17 protein-coding genes are annotated in these 20853 nt (G+C 63.4%); 6 read left to right on the top strand and 11 right to left on the bottom strand.

Annotated features, from left to right (window positions below; translation table 11 throughout):
* The first annotated feature begins 121 nt into the window (after positions 1 to 121).
* The 4 genes from PQR27_RS29560 (at position 122) to PQR27_RS29545 (ending at position 4594) form a co-directional block, all read left to right on the top strand.
* Entirely contained in the window at positions 122 to 1480 is a 1359-nt protein-coding gene (locus PQR27_RS29560; protein WP_408527126.1) for an MFS transporter, read from the top strand.
* Positions 1481 to 1691: 211 nt separating this feature from the next.
* On the top strand, positions 1692 to 2852 hold the full coding sequence (locus PQR27_RS29555; protein ID WP_408527125.1) for a CaiB/BaiF CoA transferase family protein: 1161 nt from the start codon (positions 1692 to 1694) through the stop codon (positions 2850 to 2852).
* Between the two features lie 37 nt (positions 2853 to 2889).
* A complete protein-coding gene (locus PQR27_RS29550; protein ID WP_408527124.1) occupies positions 2890 to 3639 on the top strand; it encodes an electron transfer flavoprotein subunit beta/FixA family protein in 750 nt (249 codons plus the stop codon).
* 10 nt (positions 3640 to 3649) lie between these two features.
* A complete protein-coding gene (locus PQR27_RS29545; RefSeq protein ID WP_408527123.1) occupies positions 3650 to 4594 on the top strand; it encodes an electron transfer flavoprotein subunit alpha/FixB family protein in 945 nt (314 codons plus the stop codon).
* Between the two features lie 171 nt (positions 4595 to 4765).
* Here the strand turns inward: PQR27_RS29545 and PQR27_RS29540 are convergent, their stop codons facing one another.
* From PQR27_RS29540 to PQR27_RS29505, 8 genes are all read right to left on the bottom strand, one after another.
* Positions 4766 to 5590 carry an SDR family NAD(P)-dependent oxidoreductase gene (locus tag PQR27_RS29540; protein ID WP_408527122.1) on the bottom strand — a complete coding sequence of 275 codons (825 nt, stop codon included), beginning with the start codon at positions 5588 to 5590 and terminating at the stop codon, positions 4766 to 4768.
* A 26-nt stretch (positions 5591 to 5616) separates the two neighbouring features.
* Positions 5617 to 6030, bottom strand: a complete 414-nt coding sequence (locus PQR27_RS29535) for a MaoC family dehydratase (protein WP_408527121.1) — start codon at positions 6028 to 6030, stop codon at positions 5617 to 5619.
* A gap of 12 nt (positions 6031 to 6042) precedes the next feature.
* Positions 6043 to 6483 carry a MaoC family dehydratase N-terminal domain-containing protein gene (locus PQR27_RS29530; protein WP_408527120.1) on the bottom strand — a complete coding sequence of 147 codons (441 nt, stop codon included), beginning with the start codon at positions 6481 to 6483 and terminating at the stop codon, positions 6043 to 6045.
* Between the two features lie 27 nt (positions 6484 to 6510).
* Positions 6511 to 7695 carry a lipid-transfer protein gene (locus PQR27_RS29525; protein WP_408527119.1) on the bottom strand — a complete coding sequence of 395 codons (1185 nt, stop codon included), beginning with the start codon at positions 7693 to 7695 and terminating at the stop codon, positions 6511 to 6513.
* A gap of 30 nt (positions 7696 to 7725) precedes the next feature.
* Positions 7726 to 8865, bottom strand: coding sequence for an acyl-CoA dehydrogenase family protein (locus tag PQR27_RS29520; protein WP_408527118.1), 1140 nt, complete (start codon positions 8863 to 8865; stop codon positions 7726 to 7728).
* A gap of 45 nt (positions 8866 to 8910) precedes the next feature.
* Complete coding sequence (locus PQR27_RS29515; protein WP_408527117.1) at positions 8911 to 10788, bottom strand: feruloyl-CoA synthase; 1878 nt, start codon at positions 10786 to 10788, stop codon at positions 8911 to 8913.
* A 204-nt stretch (positions 10789 to 10992) separates the two neighbouring features.
* Positions 10993 to 13839, bottom strand: a complete 2847-nt coding sequence (locus PQR27_RS29510) for a winged helix-turn-helix domain-containing protein (RefSeq protein WP_408527116.1) — start codon at positions 13837 to 13839, stop codon at positions 10993 to 10995.
* 131 nt (positions 13840 to 13970) lie between these two features.
* Positions 13971 to 14588 (bottom strand): DUF2889 domain-containing protein, encoded by a 618-nt coding sequence (locus tag PQR27_RS29505; RefSeq protein ID WP_408527115.1) that lies wholly within the window; start codon positions 14586 to 14588, stop codon positions 13971 to 13973.
* Positions 14589 to 14899: 311 nt separating this feature from the next.
* Between PQR27_RS29505 and PQR27_RS29500 the strand changes: the two genes are divergently transcribed.
* Both PQR27_RS29500 and PQR27_RS29495 read left to right on the top strand, forming a co-directional pair.
* On the top strand, positions 14900 to 16063 hold the full coding sequence (locus PQR27_RS29500; protein ID WP_408527114.1) for a porin: 1164 nt from the start codon (positions 14900 to 14902) through the stop codon (positions 16061 to 16063).
* Between the two features lie 102 nt (positions 16064 to 16165).
* On the top strand, positions 16166 to 16516 hold the full coding sequence (locus PQR27_RS29495; RefSeq protein ID WP_408527113.1) for a BON domain-containing protein: 351 nt from the start codon (positions 16166 to 16168) through the stop codon (positions 16514 to 16516).
* Between the two features lie 76 nt (positions 16517 to 16592).
* Here PQR27_RS29495 and PQR27_RS29490 read toward each other — a convergent pair whose 3' ends face one another.
* From PQR27_RS29490 to PQR27_RS29480, 3 genes are all read right to left on the bottom strand, one after another.
* Positions 16593 to 18014 (bottom strand): aldehyde dehydrogenase family protein, encoded by a 1422-nt coding sequence (locus PQR27_RS29490; protein WP_408527112.1) that lies wholly within the window; start codon positions 18012 to 18014, stop codon positions 16593 to 16595.
* A 34-nt stretch (positions 18015 to 18048) separates the two neighbouring features.
* Positions 18049 to 18966 (bottom strand): TauD/TfdA dioxygenase family protein, encoded by a 918-nt coding sequence (locus tag PQR27_RS29485; protein WP_408527111.1) that lies wholly within the window; start codon positions 18964 to 18966, stop codon positions 18049 to 18051.
* Positions 18967 to 19121: 155 nt separating this feature from the next.
* Positions 19122 to 20810 (bottom strand): GMC family oxidoreductase, encoded by a 1689-nt coding sequence (locus tag PQR27_RS29480; RefSeq protein WP_408527110.1) that lies wholly within the window; start codon positions 20808 to 20810, stop codon positions 19122 to 19124.
* Positions 20811 to 20853 lie beyond the last annotated feature (43 nt).

The raw sequence follows: 20853 nt of genomic DNA, 5'->3' as shown, positions 1-20853 counted from the left end.
CTGTTTGAAGTGACGAAGATCAGTCGAAAGAGGTTGGGCAACTCAGTGGTTCCGCATGCATGAATGAAGCTATTTTCATAACGCCGTGAATCTTACGGCCCGATAAGATCAGGAGACGGGCATGCCTTTAGCATCACAGACAATAGACGTAAAGCGGTTCATCGACGACCGACGCTTCTCGCCATATCAATGGCTCGTCATCGCATTGTGTTTTCTGATTCTCACGGTCGATGCGTATGACATTGCCGCAATCGGCTATGCGGCGCCGTCGCTCATTGGCGAATGGCATATTGCGAAAGCACAACTGGGCGGCGCGATGAGTGCCGGCGTGCTGGGAATGACGGCCGGCGCGCTGCTCGGCGGCGCCGTTTCAGACTGGAGCAGCCCGAAGCGGGTGTTGATCATCATGATGATGACCTCCGCAATAGGGAGCTTCCTGACTGCGTTTGCCGGCAGCATGACCGTACTCGCGGGACTGCGCTTTATTACCGGCGTGGGGTTGGGGGCGGCGATGCCGGTGGCGCTCACGATTGTGTACGAATACACGCCCACTCGCCGTGGTCCGCTTCTCGTCAACTTTGTGAATTGCGGCGTCATGCTGGGCGCGGCGGCGTGTGGCCTGGTGGCGGCGGCCCTGATCCCCGCGTTTGGCTGGGAGAGCATTTTTGTCATCGGCGGCGTGGTGCCGCTTGTCCTCGCCGTCGTGTCGATATTTGTGCTGCCCGAGCCGCTTCGATTCATGGTGTCGCGAGGCTGGCCGTCTGAACGGGTGGCAGCCGTGATGCGACGTATCGCCCCCGATACGTCCTTCGATGGTGCTCACTTCGTGATTTCAGAAGACGTGGAAACTCAGCAAAAGCGGGGCGTATCGGTGATTCTGTCGCGCGGTTTCCGCTTCGGTACGCTGATGCTGTGGTGCGCTTACTTCTGTGCTGCGTTTGTGTTTTACCTGTTGAACGGCTGGATGCCGTTGTTGCTTCGGGGCAGCGGCATTACCACCAGTCAGGCCTCCTTCATTACCAGCCTGTTCTCGCTAGGCGGCGTGGCAGGCACCCTTTGCCTGGGGTGGTTGATGGGCCGGTTCGAGAAGAACGGCGTGGTGGCGATTGCCGTTGCCGGTGGTGCGCTGACCCTCTGGCTACTCGGCGAGCAACAGGGCAACCTCATGCTTCTCGCGGTCTGTACGTTTGCTGCCGGCGTGTGCGTGAATGGGGCGGTGATGTCGATGGCGGCTTTGGCTGCGTCGTTCTATCCAACCAGCGGCCGCGCAACCGGCGTGTCGTGGATGACCGGCATGGGCCGGTTCGGCGGCATGTTGGGCCCGGCTGCAGGCGGCTTGATGCTGAAATTCAATCTCGACGTGAGCACGGTGTTCACGCTGCTGGCGGCGCCGATGTTGATTCAGGCGGTGGCGTTGTGGCTGAAGCGTTCCGCAACCGATGCTTCCGCGGCGGTCGAGTACCCGTCGAATCTCGCGTAAACCATCACACGCTCAGGTGTGGGTCGATTCTGTAACCTGTCTCCCATTACGCCTGCGCGTCAATTGACCCATCTCGCTACCCGGCCAGGGTGGTCCGCTTTTGCGCGTGTTCTGGCTTACTTCCACTTAGGCAATTCCGGCTCAATGTTCGGTGCCGACTAACAGCGGTGCGCGCCGCGCGCCGTCATGCAAAACGGAAAGTGGAGGGACGATGGGTGTTCTGAGCGGTATTCGCGTACTGGAATTCGAGGCGATCGGTCCTGGGCCATTCGGCGCCATGCTGCTGGCCGACATGGGCGCGGACGTACTACGCATTGACCGGCCGATTGCGCCGCAAGATCTGGGGCCGAAGACGAATGGCAAGCGTGTGGACGTCACGGGGCGCGGCCGTCGCTCGGTCACGCTCGATCTGAAGCAGCCCGAGGCCGTCGAAGCTGCGCTGGATCTGATGTCGCGCGCCGACGTAGTGATCGAAGGCTTTCGCCCGGGCACCATGGAGCGCCTTGGTCTCGGGCCGCAAGCCGCACTGGCGCGCAACCCGCGTCTCGTGTACGGGCGCATGACCGGCTGGGGGCAAACGGGTCCGCTCGCGGAGCGGGCGGGTCACGATCTGAACTACATCGCGCTGTCCGGCGTGTTGTCGGGCATCGGCCGCGCTGATGGTCCGCCGGTGCCGCCGCTGAACCTCGTGGGCGACTACGGTGGTGGCGGCATGTTGCTCGCATTGGGTGTCGTGGCTGCGTTGTTCAATGTGCAGCGTGGCGGCGAAGGACAGGTGGTGGATGCCGCGATGATCGAGGGTGCGGCGCAACTCGGCTCGGTGATCTGGGGGCTGCTCGCTTCAGGCAACTGGCGGGAAGAGCGCGCCAGCAATCTGCTGGACGGTGGTACGCCTTGGTACGACAGCTACCGCACGAAAGACGGCGGGTACATGGCGGTCGGCGCCGTCGAATCGCGCTTTTACGCGGAGCTCCTGTCGAAGCTCGGTCTCACTGATGCGGGCTTGCCGGCGCAACACGATCGCAGCGGCTGGCCTGTGCTGCGCGAACGCTTTACCGCAGCCTTTCTCACGCGCACGCGCGACGAGTGGTGCGCGGTGTTCGAAGGCAGCGACGCATGCGTCGCGCCGGTGCTGAGCTTTTCCGAGGCGCCCGCGCATCCACAGCATCGTGCGCGCGGCAGTTTTGTCGAGGTTGGCGGTGTGGTCCAGCCGGCCCCCGCGCCGCGTTTTTCCGCGACGCCGTCGACGATTGCGAAGCGCGCGCCGCAGCGCGGCGAACACGGCCTTGCCGCGTTGCGCGATTGGGGCTTCGACGAAGCCGCTGTTGCACGCTTGCGCGAGCACGGGCTTGGCTATCAGCCCGAAGCGTAAGCGTCGTTAAAAGAGAAAGCCTTTCTGGAGACAACAAATGAAAGCATTAGTCGCGGTCAAACGCGTAGTGGACTTCAACGTCAAAGTACGCGTGAAGTCGGATGGCTCGGGCGTCGATCTCGCCAACGTCAAGATGAGCATCAATCCGTTCGATGAGATCGCCGTCGAAGAGGCGGTGCGTCTGAGAGAAAAGGGCATCGTAAGCGAAGTGATCGCGGTTTCGTGCGGCGCGAGCGCCTGCCAGGAAACCTTGCGCACGGCGATGGCAATCGGCGCGGATCGCGGCATTCTGGTCGAAACCGACGCCGAGTTGCAGCCGCTTGCCGTCGCCAAACTGCTGAAGGCGCTGGTCGACAAGGAGCAGCCGCAGCTGATTATTCTCGGCAAGCAGGCCATCGATAACGACTGCAACCAGACAGGGCAGATGCTGGCGGCGCTCGCAGGTCTGTCGCAGGCGACTTTCGCGAGCCAAGTCGAGTTCTCAGAAAGCGGCGCGACCGTCACGCGCGAAATCGACGGCGGCCTGGAGACGCTCCAGCTTGCGCTGCCCGCGGTTGTGACGACCGACCTGCGCCTGAACGAGCCGCGCTACGCAACACTGCCCAACATTATGAAGGCGAAGAAGAAGCCGCTGGACACCGTGACGCCGGAGCAACTGGGTGTCGACGTCGCCCCGCGTCTGACGACGCTCAAAACGGTTGAACCGCCCAAACGCAGCGGCGGCGTGAAGGTGCCCGATGTGGCGGCGCTGGTTGCGAAACTCAAGAATGAAGCCAAGGTCATCTAAGGGAATCGATATGACTGCATCAAATCAAGTGCTGGTGGTGGCTGAGCACGACCACGTTTCGATCAGGACAGCTACGCTGAACACGGTAGCGGCCGCGCTGCAATGCGGCGCTGAGGTTCACGTGCTGGTGGCAGGGAACGACGCCGCTGTGGCGGCAAAAGCGGCCGCGGCGATCAACGGCGTCTCGCGTGTGCTGCATGCGGACGCGCCGCATCTCGCCAACGGTCTGGCGGAAAATGTCGCGGCGCAGGTGGTGGCGCTCGCAGCGAGTTACGGGCACATCCTGTTTCCCGCCACCAGCGCGGGCAAGAACGTGGCGCCGCGCGTTGCGGCACTGCTCGACGTAGCGCAGGTCTCCGAGATCGTTCGGGTACTGGGCGCGGATACCTTTGAGCGACCGATCTACGCGGGCAATGCGCTGGTGACAGTGCAAAGCAGCGACCCGGTGAAGGTGCTCACCGTGCGTGTGACGGGATTCGATGCCGTCGCGGCCGAAGGCGGCGCAGCACAGATTGAAACGGTCGATGCGGTAGCGGATAGCGGTCTGTCCACCTTCGTCGAGCGCGTGGTGGCAAAGAGCGATCGGCCAGAACTCGGCGACGCGCAGATCGTCGTAAGCGGCGGCCGTGCGCTTGGCAGCAGCGAGAAATTCGACGAGGTCCTCACACCGCTCGCCGACAAACTCGGCGCCGCGCTCGGCGCGAGCCGGGCGGCCGTCGATGCGGGCTTTGCGCCGAACGACTGGCAGGTGGGTCAGACGGGCAAGATCGTTGCGCCGCAACTGTATGTGGCATGTGGCATCTCGGGCGCGATTCAGCATCTGGCCGGGATGAAGGACTCGAAGGTGATCGTCGCAATTAACAAGGACCCGGAGGCGCCGATCTTCAGTATTGCGGATTACGGCCTTGAAGCGGATCTGTTTGCCGCGGTGCCGGAGCTGGTGAACGCGATCTGAGATTCGTCGGCGGGGCAGGTGAGGGTGAGGGGCATCGCTGCATCGCGCAGCGATGCCCCTTTTGCATGTCGATGGGGCCAGCGGATAGCGGGTAAAAAAACCGGCATGTGTCGAATGTTTCGACGCATGCCGGTGGCAAAAAAAGTCCGGCGTTCGGCCGGACCCCTTGGATTACTGCAGATTGCCCGCGACCGCGATGGTCTGGCCAGTGATGTAGTTCGACTCGGGCGAGCAGAACAGGTAGACACCGCCTGCCGCTTCTTCCGGCGTGCCGCCGCGACCGAGCGGATTGCGCTGGGCATGCGACTTGAGCAATTCGGGATTCAGGCCGACGCGGATATCCCGGCCTGCGATCTTGACCGTCGCCCCTGCCTTCGCATCAGCCGAGGTCATGCGCGTGTGGATCAGACCGAACGCCACGCAATTGACGTTGACGTTAAAGCGCCCCCACTCGCGGGAGAGCGCACGCGTCATGCCGATCACACCGGCCTTGGCCGACGAGTAGTTCATCTGCCCGGCATTACCATTGAGCGCGGACGTCGACGAGATGTTGACGATCTTGCGATACACGTCGCGACCGGCTTCCTTGTCGGCGGCATGCAGTGCCTTGATGTGCGGGTAAGCCGCGCGCAGGATACGGAACGGCGCCGTCATGTGGCAGTCGATGATCGCGTACCACTGCTCGTCGGTCATCTTCTGGACGACGTCGTCCCACGTGTAGCCGGCATTGTTGACGATGATGTCGATGCTTTTGAACGTGCTCATCGCCGTGTTGACGAAGCGGTCGGCGAAGTCCGGCGCGCTCACGTTGCCCGGGCACGCCACGGCTTCCACGCCCATTTTCTTCAGCACTTCGACCGTTTCGTGCGCCGGGTCGGCGTCGAGGTCGTTGATCACGAGGCGCGCGCCTTCGCTCGCCAGTTTCTCGGCGATCGCGCGGCCGATGCCGCGACCCGAACCGGTGACGAGCGCCACCTTACCGTCAAGCTTTCCCATGTTTTTGTCTCCTTGATTGATGCGAATTACAGGGCGATCACGGCGTCGCCAAGGACGCGCGGCTCGCCATATTGATTGGCCGTCTGGATTTCCACTTTCACGCGGCGCTCGCCATCGGCCTCGAACTTTTCAACTACGCGGCCCCTGCACGTGATCCGGTGTCCAAGATGCGTGATGCCGACAAAGCGCACGCCAAATTGCCGCAGTTGGCGCTGGTCCACCCAGCAGTTCAGCAAACGCGCCAGGTATGCCATCGACAGCATGCCGTGCGCGAATACGTCGGGCATGCCACTGCGGCGCGCGAAGTCGAGGTCGATGTGGACTGCGTTGTGATCGCCCGAAGCGCCGGCAAAGAGCGCCAGCGTCGTGCGGTCGATGGGCGCGAGCGTCAGCGGCGGCAGCGTGTCGCCTACCTTGACGTCGTCGAACAATGTGCTCATTCGTGTCTCTCCTCAACCGTTGCGGTGTACCAGCACGCTGCGCATGTCGGCCACGTGCTCGCCATTCTGGTTGGTCACGCGTGTCTCGCGCACCACGAAATCGAGTGCGCCACCTTTCTTGTCGTAGATGTCGGCGATCCGGCATTCGAACAGCAGAACGTCGCCGGCGTAGGCCATCCGGTGATAGGTGAACGACTGTTCGCCGTGCAGGATGCGCGCGACCTGAATGCCGATCTCGTCGCGCCAGCTTTTGTCCGGCTGCTCCAGTTCCAGTGAGAACAGGAAAGTGGGCGGCAGCGGAAGATTAGGATGGCCCGCGTCGCGCGCGGCCGATTCGTCGAAGTAGACCGGGTTGGTTTCGCCGGTCGCCTTGGCGAAAAAGCGCAACCGGCCCGCTTCGGCCACGGTGCGAAAACTCGGGATCACCTTGCCAATGTGCTTTTTATCGATCATGTCGAACACTCCGTCAAAAGCGGCGCATTACGCTGCCTTGTAGATGGTCGTCACGCACGCACCACCGAGACCCAGGTTGTGCGCCAGCGCGACCTTCGCGCCTTCGACCTGGCGTTGATCGGCCGTGCCGCGCAGCTGATGCGTCAGTTCGTAGCATTGCGCGAGGCCGGTTGCGCCCAGCGGATGCCCCTTCGAGAGCAGGCCGCCCGACGGATTGACCACCCACTTGCCGCCATAGGTGTTGTCGCCGTCGTTGACGAGTTTTTCCGCTCCGCCTTCATCGCACAGACCAAGGCCTTCGTAGGTCAGCAGTTCGTTCTGCGCGAAGCAGTCGTGCAGTTCGATCACGTCGATGTCTTCCGGGCCGACGCCGGCTTGCTCATACGCGAGTTTCGCGCCCGAGCGTGTCATGTCGAAGCCGACCACGCGGATCATGTCGCGCGTGTCGTATGTGCTCGGCAGGTCGGTGGTCAGGGACTGGCCGGCGATCAGTACATTGGTGCGCAAGCCGCGTTTGCGCGCGAACTCTTCCGACACCACGATTGCCGCTGCCGCGCCACACGTCGGCGGGCAGGCCATCAGGCGCGTGAGCACGCCTTCCCAGATCATCGGCGAGGCCAGCACTTCTTCCGGCGTCACGACGGTGCGGAACACGGCCAGCGGATTGCGCGCGGCGTGCTGGCTCGCCTTCGCACGAATCTTCGCGAACGTTTCGAGCCTGGTGCCGTACTTTTGCATGTGAGCACGGCCGGCGCCGCTGAACTGGCGAATCGCGCTCGGCAGATCGGTGCGATCCACCAGTTCATTGACGAGGCTCAGCGCGCGTTCGAGCGCCGGCTCACGGTCGCTCCACTTCGACGACAGGGCGCCGGGCTGCATGAATTCGAAGCCCACCGCGAGCGCGCAATCCACCGCGCCGCTTTGCACCGCCTGACGCGCGAGGAACAACGCCGACGAACCCGTCGCGCAGTTGTTGTTGACGTTGATGACGGGAATGCCGGTCATGCCCACGTGGTAAAGCGCTTTCTGACCGCAGGTCGAGTCGCCATACACATAGCCGGCGTAGGCCTGCTGCACGTCCGCGTAATCGATGCCGGCGTCAGCCAGCGCCTCGCGCACGGCGCCCGCGCCCATCACGTCGTAGGGATCGCTGGTGCCGGGCTTTTTGAACGGAATCATGCCGACGCCGGCGACGAAGACGTTACGAGTCATATCATTGCTCCTTGGTATGGGATGTTCGAATTACAGCTTGCGGGAGATGAGGTCGCGCATGACCTCGCTCGTGCCGCCATAGATACGGTTGACGCGCGCATCGGCAAACGCGCGGGCCACGGGGTACTCCAGCATGTAGCCGTAGCCGCCGTGCAACTGCACCATGTCGTCGAGCGCCTTGCCGAGCGATTCGGTGGCGAACAGCTTGGCGATCGCCGCTTCTTCCAGCGTGAGACGCCGGCGCACGTGCTCGGCGAGGTAGTGGTCGACCAGCACACGCACGGCGGTTGCCTGCGCCTTGATATCGGCCAGCTTGAACTTCGTGTTCTGGAAGTCCCACACGGTCTGGTTGAAAGCCCGGCGGTCCTTGACGTAGTTGATCGTGTGCTCGAGACAGGCTTCGAGTTTTGCGGCGGCGCCGATCGCAATCGAGAGCCGCTCCTGCGGCAGTTCGCCCATCAGGTAAGCGAAGCCCTTGCCCTCTTCCCCGAGACGATTGCTCACCGGTACGCGCACGTTGTCGAAGAACAGCTCGGCCGTGTCCTGCGAGTGCATGCCGACTTTTTCAAGCTTGCGGCCCCGGCGGAATCCCTCACGGGTCGCCTCGACGACGATCAGGCTGACGCCTTTCGAGCCGGCGCTGGGATCGGTCTTGCAGACCAGGACGATCAGGTCGGCGTTCAGGCCGTTGCTGATGAAGGTCTTGCTGCCGTTGATGACGTACTCGTCACCATCGCGCAGGGCCGTGGTTCGTATCGCCTTCAGATCGCTGCCGGTGCCGGGCTCGGTCATGCCGATGGCGAGAATGGATTCGCCGGTACAAGTCTTCGGCAGCCATTTCTGCTTTTGCTCTTCATTGCCGATGCGAGCAATGTACGGGGCGATGATGTCCGAGTGCACGCCAAAGCCGAGACCACTCAAGCCGGCACGATTCACTTCCTCGTTGAGGATCGCTGCGTGACCGAAGTCGCCGCCGCCACCGCCGTATTCCGTCGGCAGCGTGAGGCACAACAAACCTTCGCGGCCTGCCTTGAGCCACGTCTCGCGGTCGACACGGCCGGCTTTGTCCCACTCGGCCTGTTTGGGCGTGCACTCCCGCTCGAGGAAGCGACGCACCGTGGTGCGTAGCATTTCATGATCGTCACGAAAAACGGTGCGTGTAATTTGCATAACTAAGTTCCTGAAAATGGATGCGGCGTGCATCCGTGAATGGCGTTATCGCGCGAAGGCGATGTGCGCGGCAGGTTCGGTGTGGTAAAGCTGCTCGATCAGATGGACGCGGCGCGCGCGGGTCACCGCCTGGTTGACGTAACCTTTTTCAGCGATCTCGTTGGCGTCGATCGAAGGCGGTTCGGCCATCAGCATCAGACGCTCGACGGTCAGGCTCGCGCCGCTGCCAGTGTGCCGGGCAAGGCGTTCGCGCAGCGCGGCAACGACGAGCGGATGCTCGACCAGCGCAGCCGCATCGAGCTCGGCGAGTTCGGGCGCGAGGCGCCGGCAGGCGGCCACATTCGGCCACGCGAGGGCGGCAAGAAATTCGCGATCATGGCCGCAGATCACGGCATCGGAGATCAGCGGGGCGCACAGGTCGAGCAAGCTGAGCCGCACCGCGCCGGTTCGCACCCACGTGCCGTTCGTCATCTTGAAGTCCTCGACGACCCGGCCGGCGAACAGCAGGCCTTGGCCCGGATCGTCCGGATTCGCGAGGCGCACGGCGTCGCCCAGCCGGAAGTAACCCTCGTCGTCGAATGCGGCGGCGGTGAGTGTCGGGTTGCCGATATAGCCGGCAAACACATTGGCGCCACGCATGCGGATTTCGTAGCGGCCGTCGCCGCCTTCGAGCGGCAGGAGCTTCACTTCCGAGCCGGGTACGGGTCCGCCGATGTTGCCGAGATCGGGGCTCGGCCAGCCGCAGTAGGTGCCCATGCCGCTCGTCTCGGTGCAGGCGAGGCCCGTCGAGAAGACGATGCGTTTGCCGATCGTATCCACCGCCACGCGCTGGATGCGATGCCACACGTCCGTCGGCAGGCTTGCTCCGCCGTAGCCGAAGTACTCCACGTTGGCGAACAGGCTGCGGGCAAGCACGGGATCGCGCTCGAGTTCGCCAGCGAGCACGGCCCACGCGGAAGGGACGCTGGTGAAGATGGTGGGCGAGACTTCACGCAGGTTGCGTACCGTGCGCTCGATCATGCCGGGCAGCGGGCGACCGTCGTCGATATAGTGAGTCGCGCCGAATTGAATCGAGCGCCCGATGTTCAGGACGCCACCGAGGCCGTGGTGCCACGGCAGCCAGTCGAGAAACACCGGCTGGGATTCCCGCAGCCAGCCCAGATTGTCGGCGTAGTAGGCGGCGACCGCCTTGAAATTGCTGTAGGTGAGCGGTACGCCCTTCGGCGTTCCGGTCGAACCCGAGGTGAAGAGGATGCGGGCGGTGTCGTCATGGCGAATGGCCGCGTGTGCGGCAGCCACCGCGGCGACGCTTGCCGGCGTCATGTCGGCAGTAAGCACGTCGGCCCATGCACGCTGTGCGGGTTGGACATTGCGTACGGCGATGACGGGCATGGCCTCCAGTTCGGGAATCGCGAGCGCGCGTTCGAACTGCGTCGCATCCTGCACGAACACGGCCGCAGGCGGCACCAGCTCGAGCACGCCTTTCAGACGGGCGAAGTTTTTGCTGAGCGTCGAATAGGCCGGCGACACCGGCGCGGCAGGAATGCCGACGTACTCGGCCGCCAGCAGCACAACAGCTTGTTCAATTGAATTGCCCGAGAGCAGGACGAGTGGGCGCTGTGGGCCGAGGCCCATTTCCAGCAAGCCGGCTGCGACGGTCTGCAGTTGGCGCCAGAGTTCGCGCCAGCTGATCGAGCGCCACGCGCCGTTTTCATCCCGCTCGCAGAATGCCGGGCTGTCGCCGCGGCGCTCGGCCCATTCGGGGATGAAAGCGGCGAAGCCGTTCTGTGCGATGTCGGGGGGCGGGCTGGCGGAACTCAGCATCAGCGTGCCGTCGGGGCGGCGTTCGACGAGCGGGCGCCGTTCCGGAAAGCGTGCGGGACGGTAGGGGGCTGCCGTGTATTCACTAGCCATGAGCGTCATTGCGCCTGTCTCCTGAGCTTCAGCGCGCGCCATGGTGCGCGCCGGCGTTTGTTTTATGAGGTGCGTCCGCCGTAAGCGGCTGCGCGTGACCCCTTGAGTTATAGGATAGTGGCTCGTGGCCGGAAGCGAACCACCCAAGGTGGGTGGCGCAGGGGATCAGAACGGAGAAGGGGGGGCGCAGGGGCGCGCTATGACGCGGGCGCGTCAGCCGCCCTCGCCACCGGTCGCGGGCGCCGAGCCCAATTCGAGGTCGCGCACGCGTGCAACCGCCTCGTCGCGGCTGGTCACACCAAGTTTGCCGTAGATGTTCTTCAGGTGCCACTTGACGGTTTCCGGCGAGATGCCGAGCGTGCGGGCAATTTTCTTGTTGGGCAACGCTTGCGCAAGCAGGCCGACCACCCGGGCTTCGCGCTCGCTGAGCATCTCAGCGCCGGCAGGTTGTGCGCTCCGGTTGGCGGGTTGGGCGGCCCGTACTGCGCCGCTCGCCAGGGTCGTCTTCTGCGCGGCCTGTAGCCGGCTGACATAGAAGGATAAAACCGGATCGTGCGCCTCGCCTCGGACCACGGCGGCGATGAGATCCAGCGCGCCGGAATCGGCGTCGAGCAGGCTACGCACGAGACCTAGCCGGTGGCCCCGGCGCAACGCGGCGAGCACGGCTTCGCGCGCGGCGTCGGTCCGGCCGCGCCGCGCATCGACCACGGCGGCCTGTATCTGGAAATGCGCGACGTGGCGTTGCCAGCCGCGGGCCTCGCAGAATGGAATCAGCGCGTGAAGACGGCTTGCGGCGCCCTCGAAATCCTCATGGGCGATACACCAGTTGATATGCGAGCGTTCCGCCATCGCGTGGATTTCCGCGACGGTTCCCGCGAGGGTAGCCGCCGGGGTGGACACCACCCGCGTGGCGATCATGTCGAGCCGGGCGAGGCCGGCTTCCGCCGCATCGAACTGGCCGCTCAACAGATGGCGATGAATCTGCTCGGCCAGGCTATGGGCGACGAGCCGATGCAAGCCGTATTGCGTCGCGTATTCTTCGAGGCGCTCGAGATAGGCGAAAGCATCGAGGCGATGTCCCGCTACCCAGTGGGCCGCGGACAGCACGGTCAGCACACGCAATACGGAGTCTGGAATGGACACGCGTTCGAGCACGTCGATACGGTCTTCCAGAAGTTTGCGGGCCGCGTCCAGTTCGTTGAATTCGTACAGCACTTCGCCGAGCAGTGCGGCTGCAAAACATGCGGCTTCGGCGGCGGCGCTGCCGCGTTGATCGGCGTCGAACAGAACGTCGCGGCTGATGCGCTCGACCTGGATGAACTTGCCCTCCAGGGCATAGCTGAAACCCGCAATGCAGCGCCCATTCAAGGCGCCTGCCGAGGTGCCCATGAGCGGCGCGCCGTCTACGAGCAGTTGCGGCGCGTCGTCCTGAACGCGTCGTGCCTCCTCGTATTCGCCGCGACGCATGTGAATCCACGACAGCAGGTTGTTGCGGCCACCCACTGCGAGGCTGTCGGCGTGGGCGGGAATTTGCTGCATGTACGGCAACACCGACACCGCGTCGTCGGTGTCGTCGCGCTGCACGGCCAAGGCCGCCCGCAACAGGATGAGGCGATATTGCGAATACACGTCGTTTTCGGGGATGTCGGCCTGAAGGCGCGCGATAGCCGCAGCACAGGCCTCGAATTCGCGCGCATACAGTTGCAGATGCACCATCCATAGCCGCAGGCCGATGCGAGCCTGCACTTCGGCAAGCGGCAGCAGGCGGATCAGTCCGACCAGCTTGCGCAGGTCGCCCCTGATCTGCATCGTTCGGGCGACGCGCAGCACAAGGTCGGCTGCCGCTGCCGCCTCGCCCGCGAGCAACGCATGCCGCACGGCGTCGTCGGGCTGGTCGTGATCGCGGAACCAGGTCCATGCGGCCAGATGCACGTCGCGTTGATGCTGCTCGCTGCGTGCGCGAAAACGCTCAAGCAGCGTCTCGCGAAAGAGCGGATTCAGCCGATACCACGACTCGCTCCCCGAACTCTCGATAGGGGCGAGGAACAGGTTGTCGCTTTCCAGTCTCGTCAACAACGCGCGCACTTCGGCGGGGGATTGCTCGTCGCCGATCAATGCGATGCACAACGGCGCGCATACCCGCGTGCAGCACGCCATCCGGATCAGCAGTTCCACTTCGGGCGGGGCAAGGCGTGACAGCACTTCGCGTTCGAAGTACTCGGCGAACCCGCGGGCGTCCAGAAGTTGGGCGTGATCGAGCGGGTCGGCTGGCGTGAGGTCAGTTGGGCTTTGCTTCTTGCGTTTCAGACGCATCGCGAAGAGTTGCAGCCCCGCCACCCAGCCGTCGGTCAGTTCGTGCATGTGACGTGCTTCGCGCTGGCCGATCTCGCCCAACTGGGCCTTGAGGAATGCCGCGGACTCGGCGGCCGTGAAGCGCAGGTCGCGCATGTCGAGTTCCAGCACGAGGCCCTGGTCGCGCGGCCGCCCGAGCGAGAGCGGAACGGTGCCACGCGAGACCAACACGAGATGGAGATTCGCCGGCGCGTAGTCGAGCAGCCATTGCAATGCTTCGTGATTGCGCGGATTGGCCACGTGATGCAGATCGTCCAGCACCAGCACGACGTCGTTCGAATGGGCAGCGATACCGCGCACGAGCGCGATGATCGTGCGTTCGACCGTTTCGTCGTCCACGCCGCGACCGCCTAGCAGGGCCGCTTCATGGCACATCGCCGGGTCGACGTGGGCGAGGCTCGCGACGAGGTAGTCGAGAAAGTGCGTGAGTTCGTTGTCTTCAGGTGCGAGCGTCAGCCAGGCGATATCGAAGCCGAGCGAAAGCAATGCCTCTCGCCACGCGATCAGGAGGCTAGTCTTGCCGCAGCCGGCGGGACCTTGAAGCACGACGCAACGGTTGCGCCGTGCGTCGAGTAACTGGGCCAGAAGGCGTTCGCGCGCGACAATGCGGGCGGTGGTGCGCGGCGGAATCAATCGGGGATCGGCTCGGGATTCCGCGGCGCCGCCTGGTGAGCGGCGAGGGTCCACGGGAGGGAAATTCTGCGACATCGTGACCTGCGCCTTGCGCGCTCCAGCTTCGCGCCTCGTCGGCGTGGGCCAAAGGACGAAATGATAATCGTCACATTGTAGCGCAGCACTGGTAGCGTTTTCACCTGCGGCAGGGATGATGTCTTCCCGGACTATCCCTTGTGTGGCGGCTGGCTTGTCTCGGCACTATGCGCTTCGCTTTGCTGCATCGCGTGTTGACGCCGCGACACGAACTGCACGACGTCGCCGCCCGCGCGCCATGCGTGACAGGTGTCGATCATCGGATGCGCCTGAACGGCTTTTCCGCCTTCATCGGATTCCGCCTGCAGGGTCGCGGTCTTGCGCCAACCCATCAGCGTCTGGATGGCTGTCGTGGCGATGGGACCGAGCAGCTCGCTCAGATGCGTACAGCCTTTCGGACCGCTCAGCCGGTTCTTGACCTCCTTCATGAAGCCCGCGCCGATGCTCAAGCCCTCGAGGCTGCGATAAGCGTCGTTGATCTCCGTGCAAAAGCGGCTCGGTGCGGAGTCGGTATGAGCCTCGATGCGATGGATCACGAGCTTCGAATCGACCGTGACGATGATGCGCATTTCGTGAATCGGCGAACCGGCGGGCACGGTCTTGAAGAGCAGGTCGGCATCGTCGGCCTTCGTATCGCGCATGCGGCCTTCGATCTCGAACAGGCCGTCGCTTCGTGCGAACCCCATGCACTCGACACGGCGGGTATGCACGAGCTGCCGTGCTGAAGGATTTGCTGGGATGGCAGACATAAGTATCTCGCTTGCGGAAGTCATCATTCATCCGCCCCTGAGTGATCGATACCACCGAGCCTATTTGAACAGCGAACGCCTGCCGCCCCCTAGGTTGGGGGGGAGATGTCGCTGTCTGTCGCCATCCGCTTCATCGCTCGGGGTATTCCCGTCCCCCCTCTGTTTGGGTAGGTGATCTGTCTGGACGTCCCTGCAATATGGCCTCGCAAAGACGGGTCAGGTTGTTGCCGACCGTCGTCCCGGCGGACATCTGCATGAGTTTGCTTGACCCGTGTCCGTCGGACGCGGCAAACACAAAAAGGGAGACATGCATGCGTTTCATGAGTCGGAGTATTTGTGGGGCTACGTTGATTCTTGCCGCAGGGGGAGCGGCGGCGCAGTCGAGCGTGACGCTTTACGGGGTAGCGGACACGTTTATCCAGTATCTGGATAACGGCGGAAATCATTCGTTTTCCGAACGAAGTGGCGGGTCCACCGGTTCGCTGTTCGGCCTGAAGGGAACCGAAGATCTCGGCAATGGCCTGAAGGCGGTATTCGACGTAGAAAACGGCTTCAACGTTAACAACGGATCGTTTTTTGCCGACAGTACGGCGATGTTCTACCGGCAGACCTGGGTGGGATTGAAACACGATACTTATGGCTCGCTGACCTTCGGGCGTCAGTATCAGCCGAGCTTCTGGGCCGTCTATTTCACCGACCCGTTCCGCGGCAACGAAGTCATGTCGCCACTAGCAGCGGCCGACCTCGCCGGTGCAACCGACCGGTCGACGCTCGCCACGCAGTACGTGTCCGGGCGAACCAGCAATTCGATTGTCTATACGTCGCCGGACCTGAAAGGTGCGCACTTTTACGCGATGTACGCGATGCCTTCCACGGTAACGCAACCCGTGCCGGTTCGATCGGGAGCGATGCTCGACCTGTCCGCGAATTATTCGGGCTATGGTTTTTACGCGGGTGTCGGTTACCAATATCAGCACGGATCGCAGGAGAGTGCGCCACTGGTGCCCACTGCCCCGACACTGCTGACGACATTCGACCTGATGGGAACGGAGCACTTTTCCGGCGCGCTGGCATACCGGCTGGGCATCGTGAACTTCCAGTTCAACTATTCGTATAACCGGCCGAAAGATGCGCCCGCCGGCGCGCTGGTCACGATCACGCCGGCGATCAAGCTGCCGCTTGCTTCGCTGGTCCACTCGTACAGCATCATGGAACTGGGCGCGACGATCCAGGCCACGGCAGCGGACACGATCGAAATCGCCGGCATCGAACGGGATGTGCGCGGGGTTCACGACAACACGCCGGGCATCGAAGTCGGCGTCGACCACAGTCTGTCAAAGCGTACGAGCCTTTACATGCGGGCCGGCTATCTGAAGAACAACGGCAGCGCGAATATGAGTTGGCCTGGCGTCACGGGCGTCGCCAGCGGTTCGAAGCAGATTCTTGCGGTGCTGGGCATGACGCACCGTTTCTGACGACGGTACGCGTTCTCGGGAAGACGCCGCCTCGCGGCGTCGCTCGTGAACGCTGCCGTATCTGTTTTCACGCGGTCCGATATAACAACAGGAAAAAAATCCATGAAGCAAAACAGGGTAACCAGGCTGGTAGGCGGCGTGCTGATTGTTCTGGCATCGCTCGACGTGCACGCGCAGAGCAGCGCTGCGGCTCAGGCGTCCGGCCAGTCGTATGCATCGGACGCGAAAGCGGTCAAGGCCGCCGACCGCGCGCTGCAGAAGAACGTGATTCGCGCGCTGAGCAAGACGAAAGGACTCAGGGCTGCCACGATTACGGTGCGCGCGCATGGCGGCGTGGTGACACTGGAAGGAACGGTGCCCGAACAGTCGCAGGTTGGTCTGGCGACTCGGGCTGCTGAAGGCGTCGAGGGCGTGACCTCGGTGACAAACGCGCTGACGTTGTCCACGTTGTAAAGCGCGTTTCGAGCGTTCTGGCAACAAATCCAAAGGGCCTGCTCACGGTGTGTGAGCAGGCCCTTTGTACGAGACCTCACCCGGTTACCGATTTGCACTCGAGAAATTCAGCGAGGCCTTCGCGGCCATACTCGCGCCCGTTACCAGATGTCTTATAGCCGCCGAAGGGAACCGTAATGTCCAGCATCGCGCCGTTGATTCGCACCGACCCCACCCGCAGGCGCGCGGCGACGCGACGCGCGCGTTCGGGATCGCTGCTGGCGATATAGCCGGCCAGACCGTATTGCGTGTCGTTGGCCATTGCAATGGCCTGTTCCTCGCCGTCGTACGGAATCATCACCAGCACCGGGCCGAAAATTTCCTCGCGCGCGATCTTCATGTCGTTGCGGACATCGGCGAAAACAGTAGGACGCGCGTAGAAGCCCTGCGCGAGTCCGTCAGGCCTGCCGGGACCGCCGGCAATCACCCGTGCGCCTTCCTCGATACCGGCGCGGATCATGTGCTGCACCTTGTCGTATTGCGCGCGGTTGGAGATCGGGCCCATCCTGGTGGCCGGGTCCGCCGGATCGCCGACGACGATCCCATTGGCGACCGCCGCGGCAATCGCAATAGCGTCGTCGTATCGTTCGCGCGGCACCAGCATGCGGGTCGGTGCAACGCAGGTTTGTCCGGAGTTGACCATGCACTGCGCCACACCGCTCGTCACCGCGGCCTGCAAGTCGGCGTCGTCGAGAATCAGCAGTGGCGACTTGCCACCGAGTTCCTGTGCCACTCGCTTGACCGTGGGCGCGGCGCTCACGGCCACTTCGACGCCGGCACGCGTGGAGCCGGTGATCGACACCATATCCACGTCAGGATGCGACGACAACCGCGTGCCGACGATACGTCCCTCACCGAAGATCATGTTGAAGACGCCGGGCGGCGTGCCCGCTTCGTGCATGATTTCCGCGAAGATCACAGCGTCCAGCGGCGCGATTTCCGACGGCTTCAGCACGATGGTGCAACCCGCTGCCAGGGCCGGCGCGACCTTGGCGGCGATCTGGTTCAACGGCCAGTTCCATGGCGTGATCAATGCCGCGACGCCGACTGCTTCGCGGCGCACGTAGCTCTTCTCGTGTTGTGTCTCGAACTCGAAATGGCGCAGCGTCTCGACTGCGGCCTGAAGCTGCGAGAGCCCGATCGCGGCCTGCAGATGCTTGCACAGCGTGATGGGCGCGCCGATCTCGATGCGGACCGCTTCAGCGATATCGTCGAGCCGTGCGCGGTAGCGCTCGATAATCCGTTCGAGCAGCGCGATGCGCTCGGCGCGGCTCGATTCCGACCAGACCGGGAACGCGGCCCGCGCCGCGGCGACGGCACGATCCGCGTCTTGCGCGGTTCCCATCGTCAGTCGTCCGGTCAGCGTCTCGGTGGCCGGATTGACGATGTCCATCTGCGTGCTGCCGGCAGACGGCTCGACCCATTGGCCATCGATGTAAAAGGTGTTCAGGGTTTTCATTTCGTTTCCTCGGGTTCTTCGGGGCGTGCCGGACTCAGGCCGCAACCGGACGATCGCCGATCACCGTCGCACGCATCATGTGACGCGGGGCCGGGAAGTAGTCCTGCACCGCATAGTGCTGGCACGAGCGGTTGTCCCAGAAGGCGATCGTGTTCGGACGCCACTTGAGGCGGACCTGATATTCCGGCGCCTGCGCCTGACGGAACAGGTACTGCAGCAGATCCATTTCGGCGAGTTTGTAGTCGAAGCCGACGCGATATTCCTGAGCGGTCAGGCGGCCGTAATTCGGCAGGTGAGTGGTGAACGCTTCGTTGACGTAGAGGATCTTCTCGCCGGTTTCGGGGTGGGCTCGCACAACCGGATGTTCGACCGGCGGAAACTTCGCGCGCATCGTTGCGTGCTGGTCTTCGGGAACCGCAATGCCGAATAGCGGCAGGAAGTCGTGGACGGCATTGAGGCCAGCGATTCGTGCTTTCACGTCGTCGGGTAGATTGTCGTAGGCCGCCACCATGTTGATCCAGATGGTGTCGCCGCCGACCTCCGGGCATTGCACGCATCGCAACATGGAGCCCATCGACGGGATCTCGCGCCACGATACGTCGGAGTGGTAAAGATTCTCGCGACCGCGTTTTGTATCGTTGCGGCCGAGTATGACCAGTTCCGGGTGCTCGGGATGATGGGGGAACGCGGGGTGAATTTCGAGTTCGCCGAACCGCTTTGCCACAGCAACGTGCTGGGCCGGGGTGATGTCCTGATCGCGGAAGAACAGAACCTTGAACTTCAATAGCGCGCGGCGCAGCGCGGCGTAAGTCTCGTCATCGAGCGGCTCGCGCAGATCGACACCGCGAATCTCCGCGCCGATCGTCGGCGTATAGCGCTCGATGGTGAATGGCCAGGCGTCGGAATCCGGCCGCGCCACCGGCGAATCGAACGCGATCTCTGTTGCTTGCATGTCATGTCTCCATTTGTCTGGGCCCGCATGTGCCGCGGCACGTGGGGCTCGCGGCGGGGGGGGGGCGGTTTCACAGGCGGACGCGATTCGCGTATGCCAGATTCTTCTTTCGTGGGTCGCCATGCACAGGCCGGTTCAGCGTGCAGAGCGGCAATCTATCGGTTGTCGGCGCGGATCAGGTCAGCGGCTTTTTCTCCGATCATGATGGCTGGCGCGTTGGTGTTGCCGCCGATCAGCGTCGGCATGATCGACGCGTCGGCCACGCGCAGACCTTCAATGCCCCGCACGCGCAGACTCGGGTCGACCACGGCCATTGCGTCGATCCCCATCTTGCATGTGCCGACCGGGTGAAACACGCTGTCGGCCTGGCTGCGCACGAACGCGCGGATCGCCGCTTCGTTGGAATCGTCCGGTCCGAAGTCGTCCGTCAGCAATTCCTTTCCGCCTGCTTCGGCCAGCGCCGGCTGCGCAAAGATATGGCGGACGATCCTTACGCCGGCAACCAGCGCGTCCATGTCGGCCTCCGCCGACAAAAAGCGCGGGTCGATTAACGGCGCGTCGCGCATGTCCGCGCTACGCAGACGCACGTGACCGCGGCTCTCGGGACGCAGGATGTACGCGTGACAGGAGTAGCCATGCCCGAGTTTGCTGCGTTTCGCGACGTTGCGATTGCCGAGTAGCGCGAGAACGAAGGCGAGCTGCACGTCCGGGACGGCCAGGTCGGGGCGGCTCTTCACAAAGGCACCCGCCTCCGCGAAGTTGGAACTGACCATGCCACTGCGATTGCGCTGGTAACGCAACATGCCGGACACTAGCCGCAGAAAGCCGCCCGCCGAATAGCCATAGAGGTCGTTAGACTTGACCTGTTTGTTGACGATGATGTCGAGGTGGTCCTGCAGATTCTCGCCGACCCCGCGCAAGTCCTGTACGACCTTGATACCGTGGCTGCGCAAATGCTCGGCCGGACCAATGCCCGATGCCATCAGCAGCTGCGGCGAATTGAAGGCGCCGCAACTGAGTACGACTTCGCGTCCGGCCCGCAACGTCTGCACGACGCCTGCGCGCACGACGCTGACGCCGCGCGCACGTTTGTCCTCGATGACAAGACGCAATACCTGCGTATCCGTGAGTACATCCAGATTCGGGCGACCGCCGTTCAGGTCCGGATCTTTCGCATTGCCGCCGTGCAGGTAGGCACGCGCGGCATTCCAGCGTTCGCCGTTGAATTGCGTGACCTGATAAAGGCCGGCGCCTTCCTGCTCTGCGCCATTGAAGTCCGTGTTCAACGGCAATCCGGCTTGCAGGGCGGCTTTCACGAAACGATGGGAGAACGGGTTGGGCGTACGCAGGTCGCTGACATGCAAGGGGCCGTCACCACCATGCCACGGATCGTCAGTACGTCCGGCGTGGCGCTGATTGCATTCGCTGCGGCGGAAATAGGGCAACACGTCGTCGTAGCCCCAGCCCGTGCAACCGAGGCTCGCCCATTCGTCGTAGTCGTTGCGATGTCCACGAATGTAGACCATGCCATTGATCGACGAACTGCCTCCCAGTCCGCGGCCGCGAGGCTGATAGGAGGGGCGTCCGTCAAGGCAGGCCTGGCGTTCCGTGTAGTACGCATAGTTGCGCGGACCGGCCTTCTGCACGGTCGATGCAAGACCTATCGGCACCCACACGCTCATGTGATGGTCATGCGGGCCGGCCTCGAGCAGAGCGACCGTCACCGCCGGGTCCTCCGCCAGTCTGGCGGCCACCGCGCAGCCTGCAGAGCCTGCGCCCACGACGATATAGTCGTACTCTGCTGCGATCATCGTGCTGTGAGCGTTGTTACCAGGTCCGATCATGGTTCCTCTGTTCATTGGAAAGGTTTTGCGCATGGACAGCGGC

This window comes from Paraburkholderia fungorum, from assembly GCF_046027215.1.
In the GTDB taxonomy this organism is placed as follows: domain Bacteria; phylum Pseudomonadota; class Gammaproteobacteria; order Burkholderiales; family Burkholderiaceae; genus Paraburkholderia; species Paraburkholderia fungorum_D.
The sequence above is the reverse complement of the archived record's forward strand: the minus strand, read 5'-3'. Positions and strand labels throughout refer to the sequence as shown.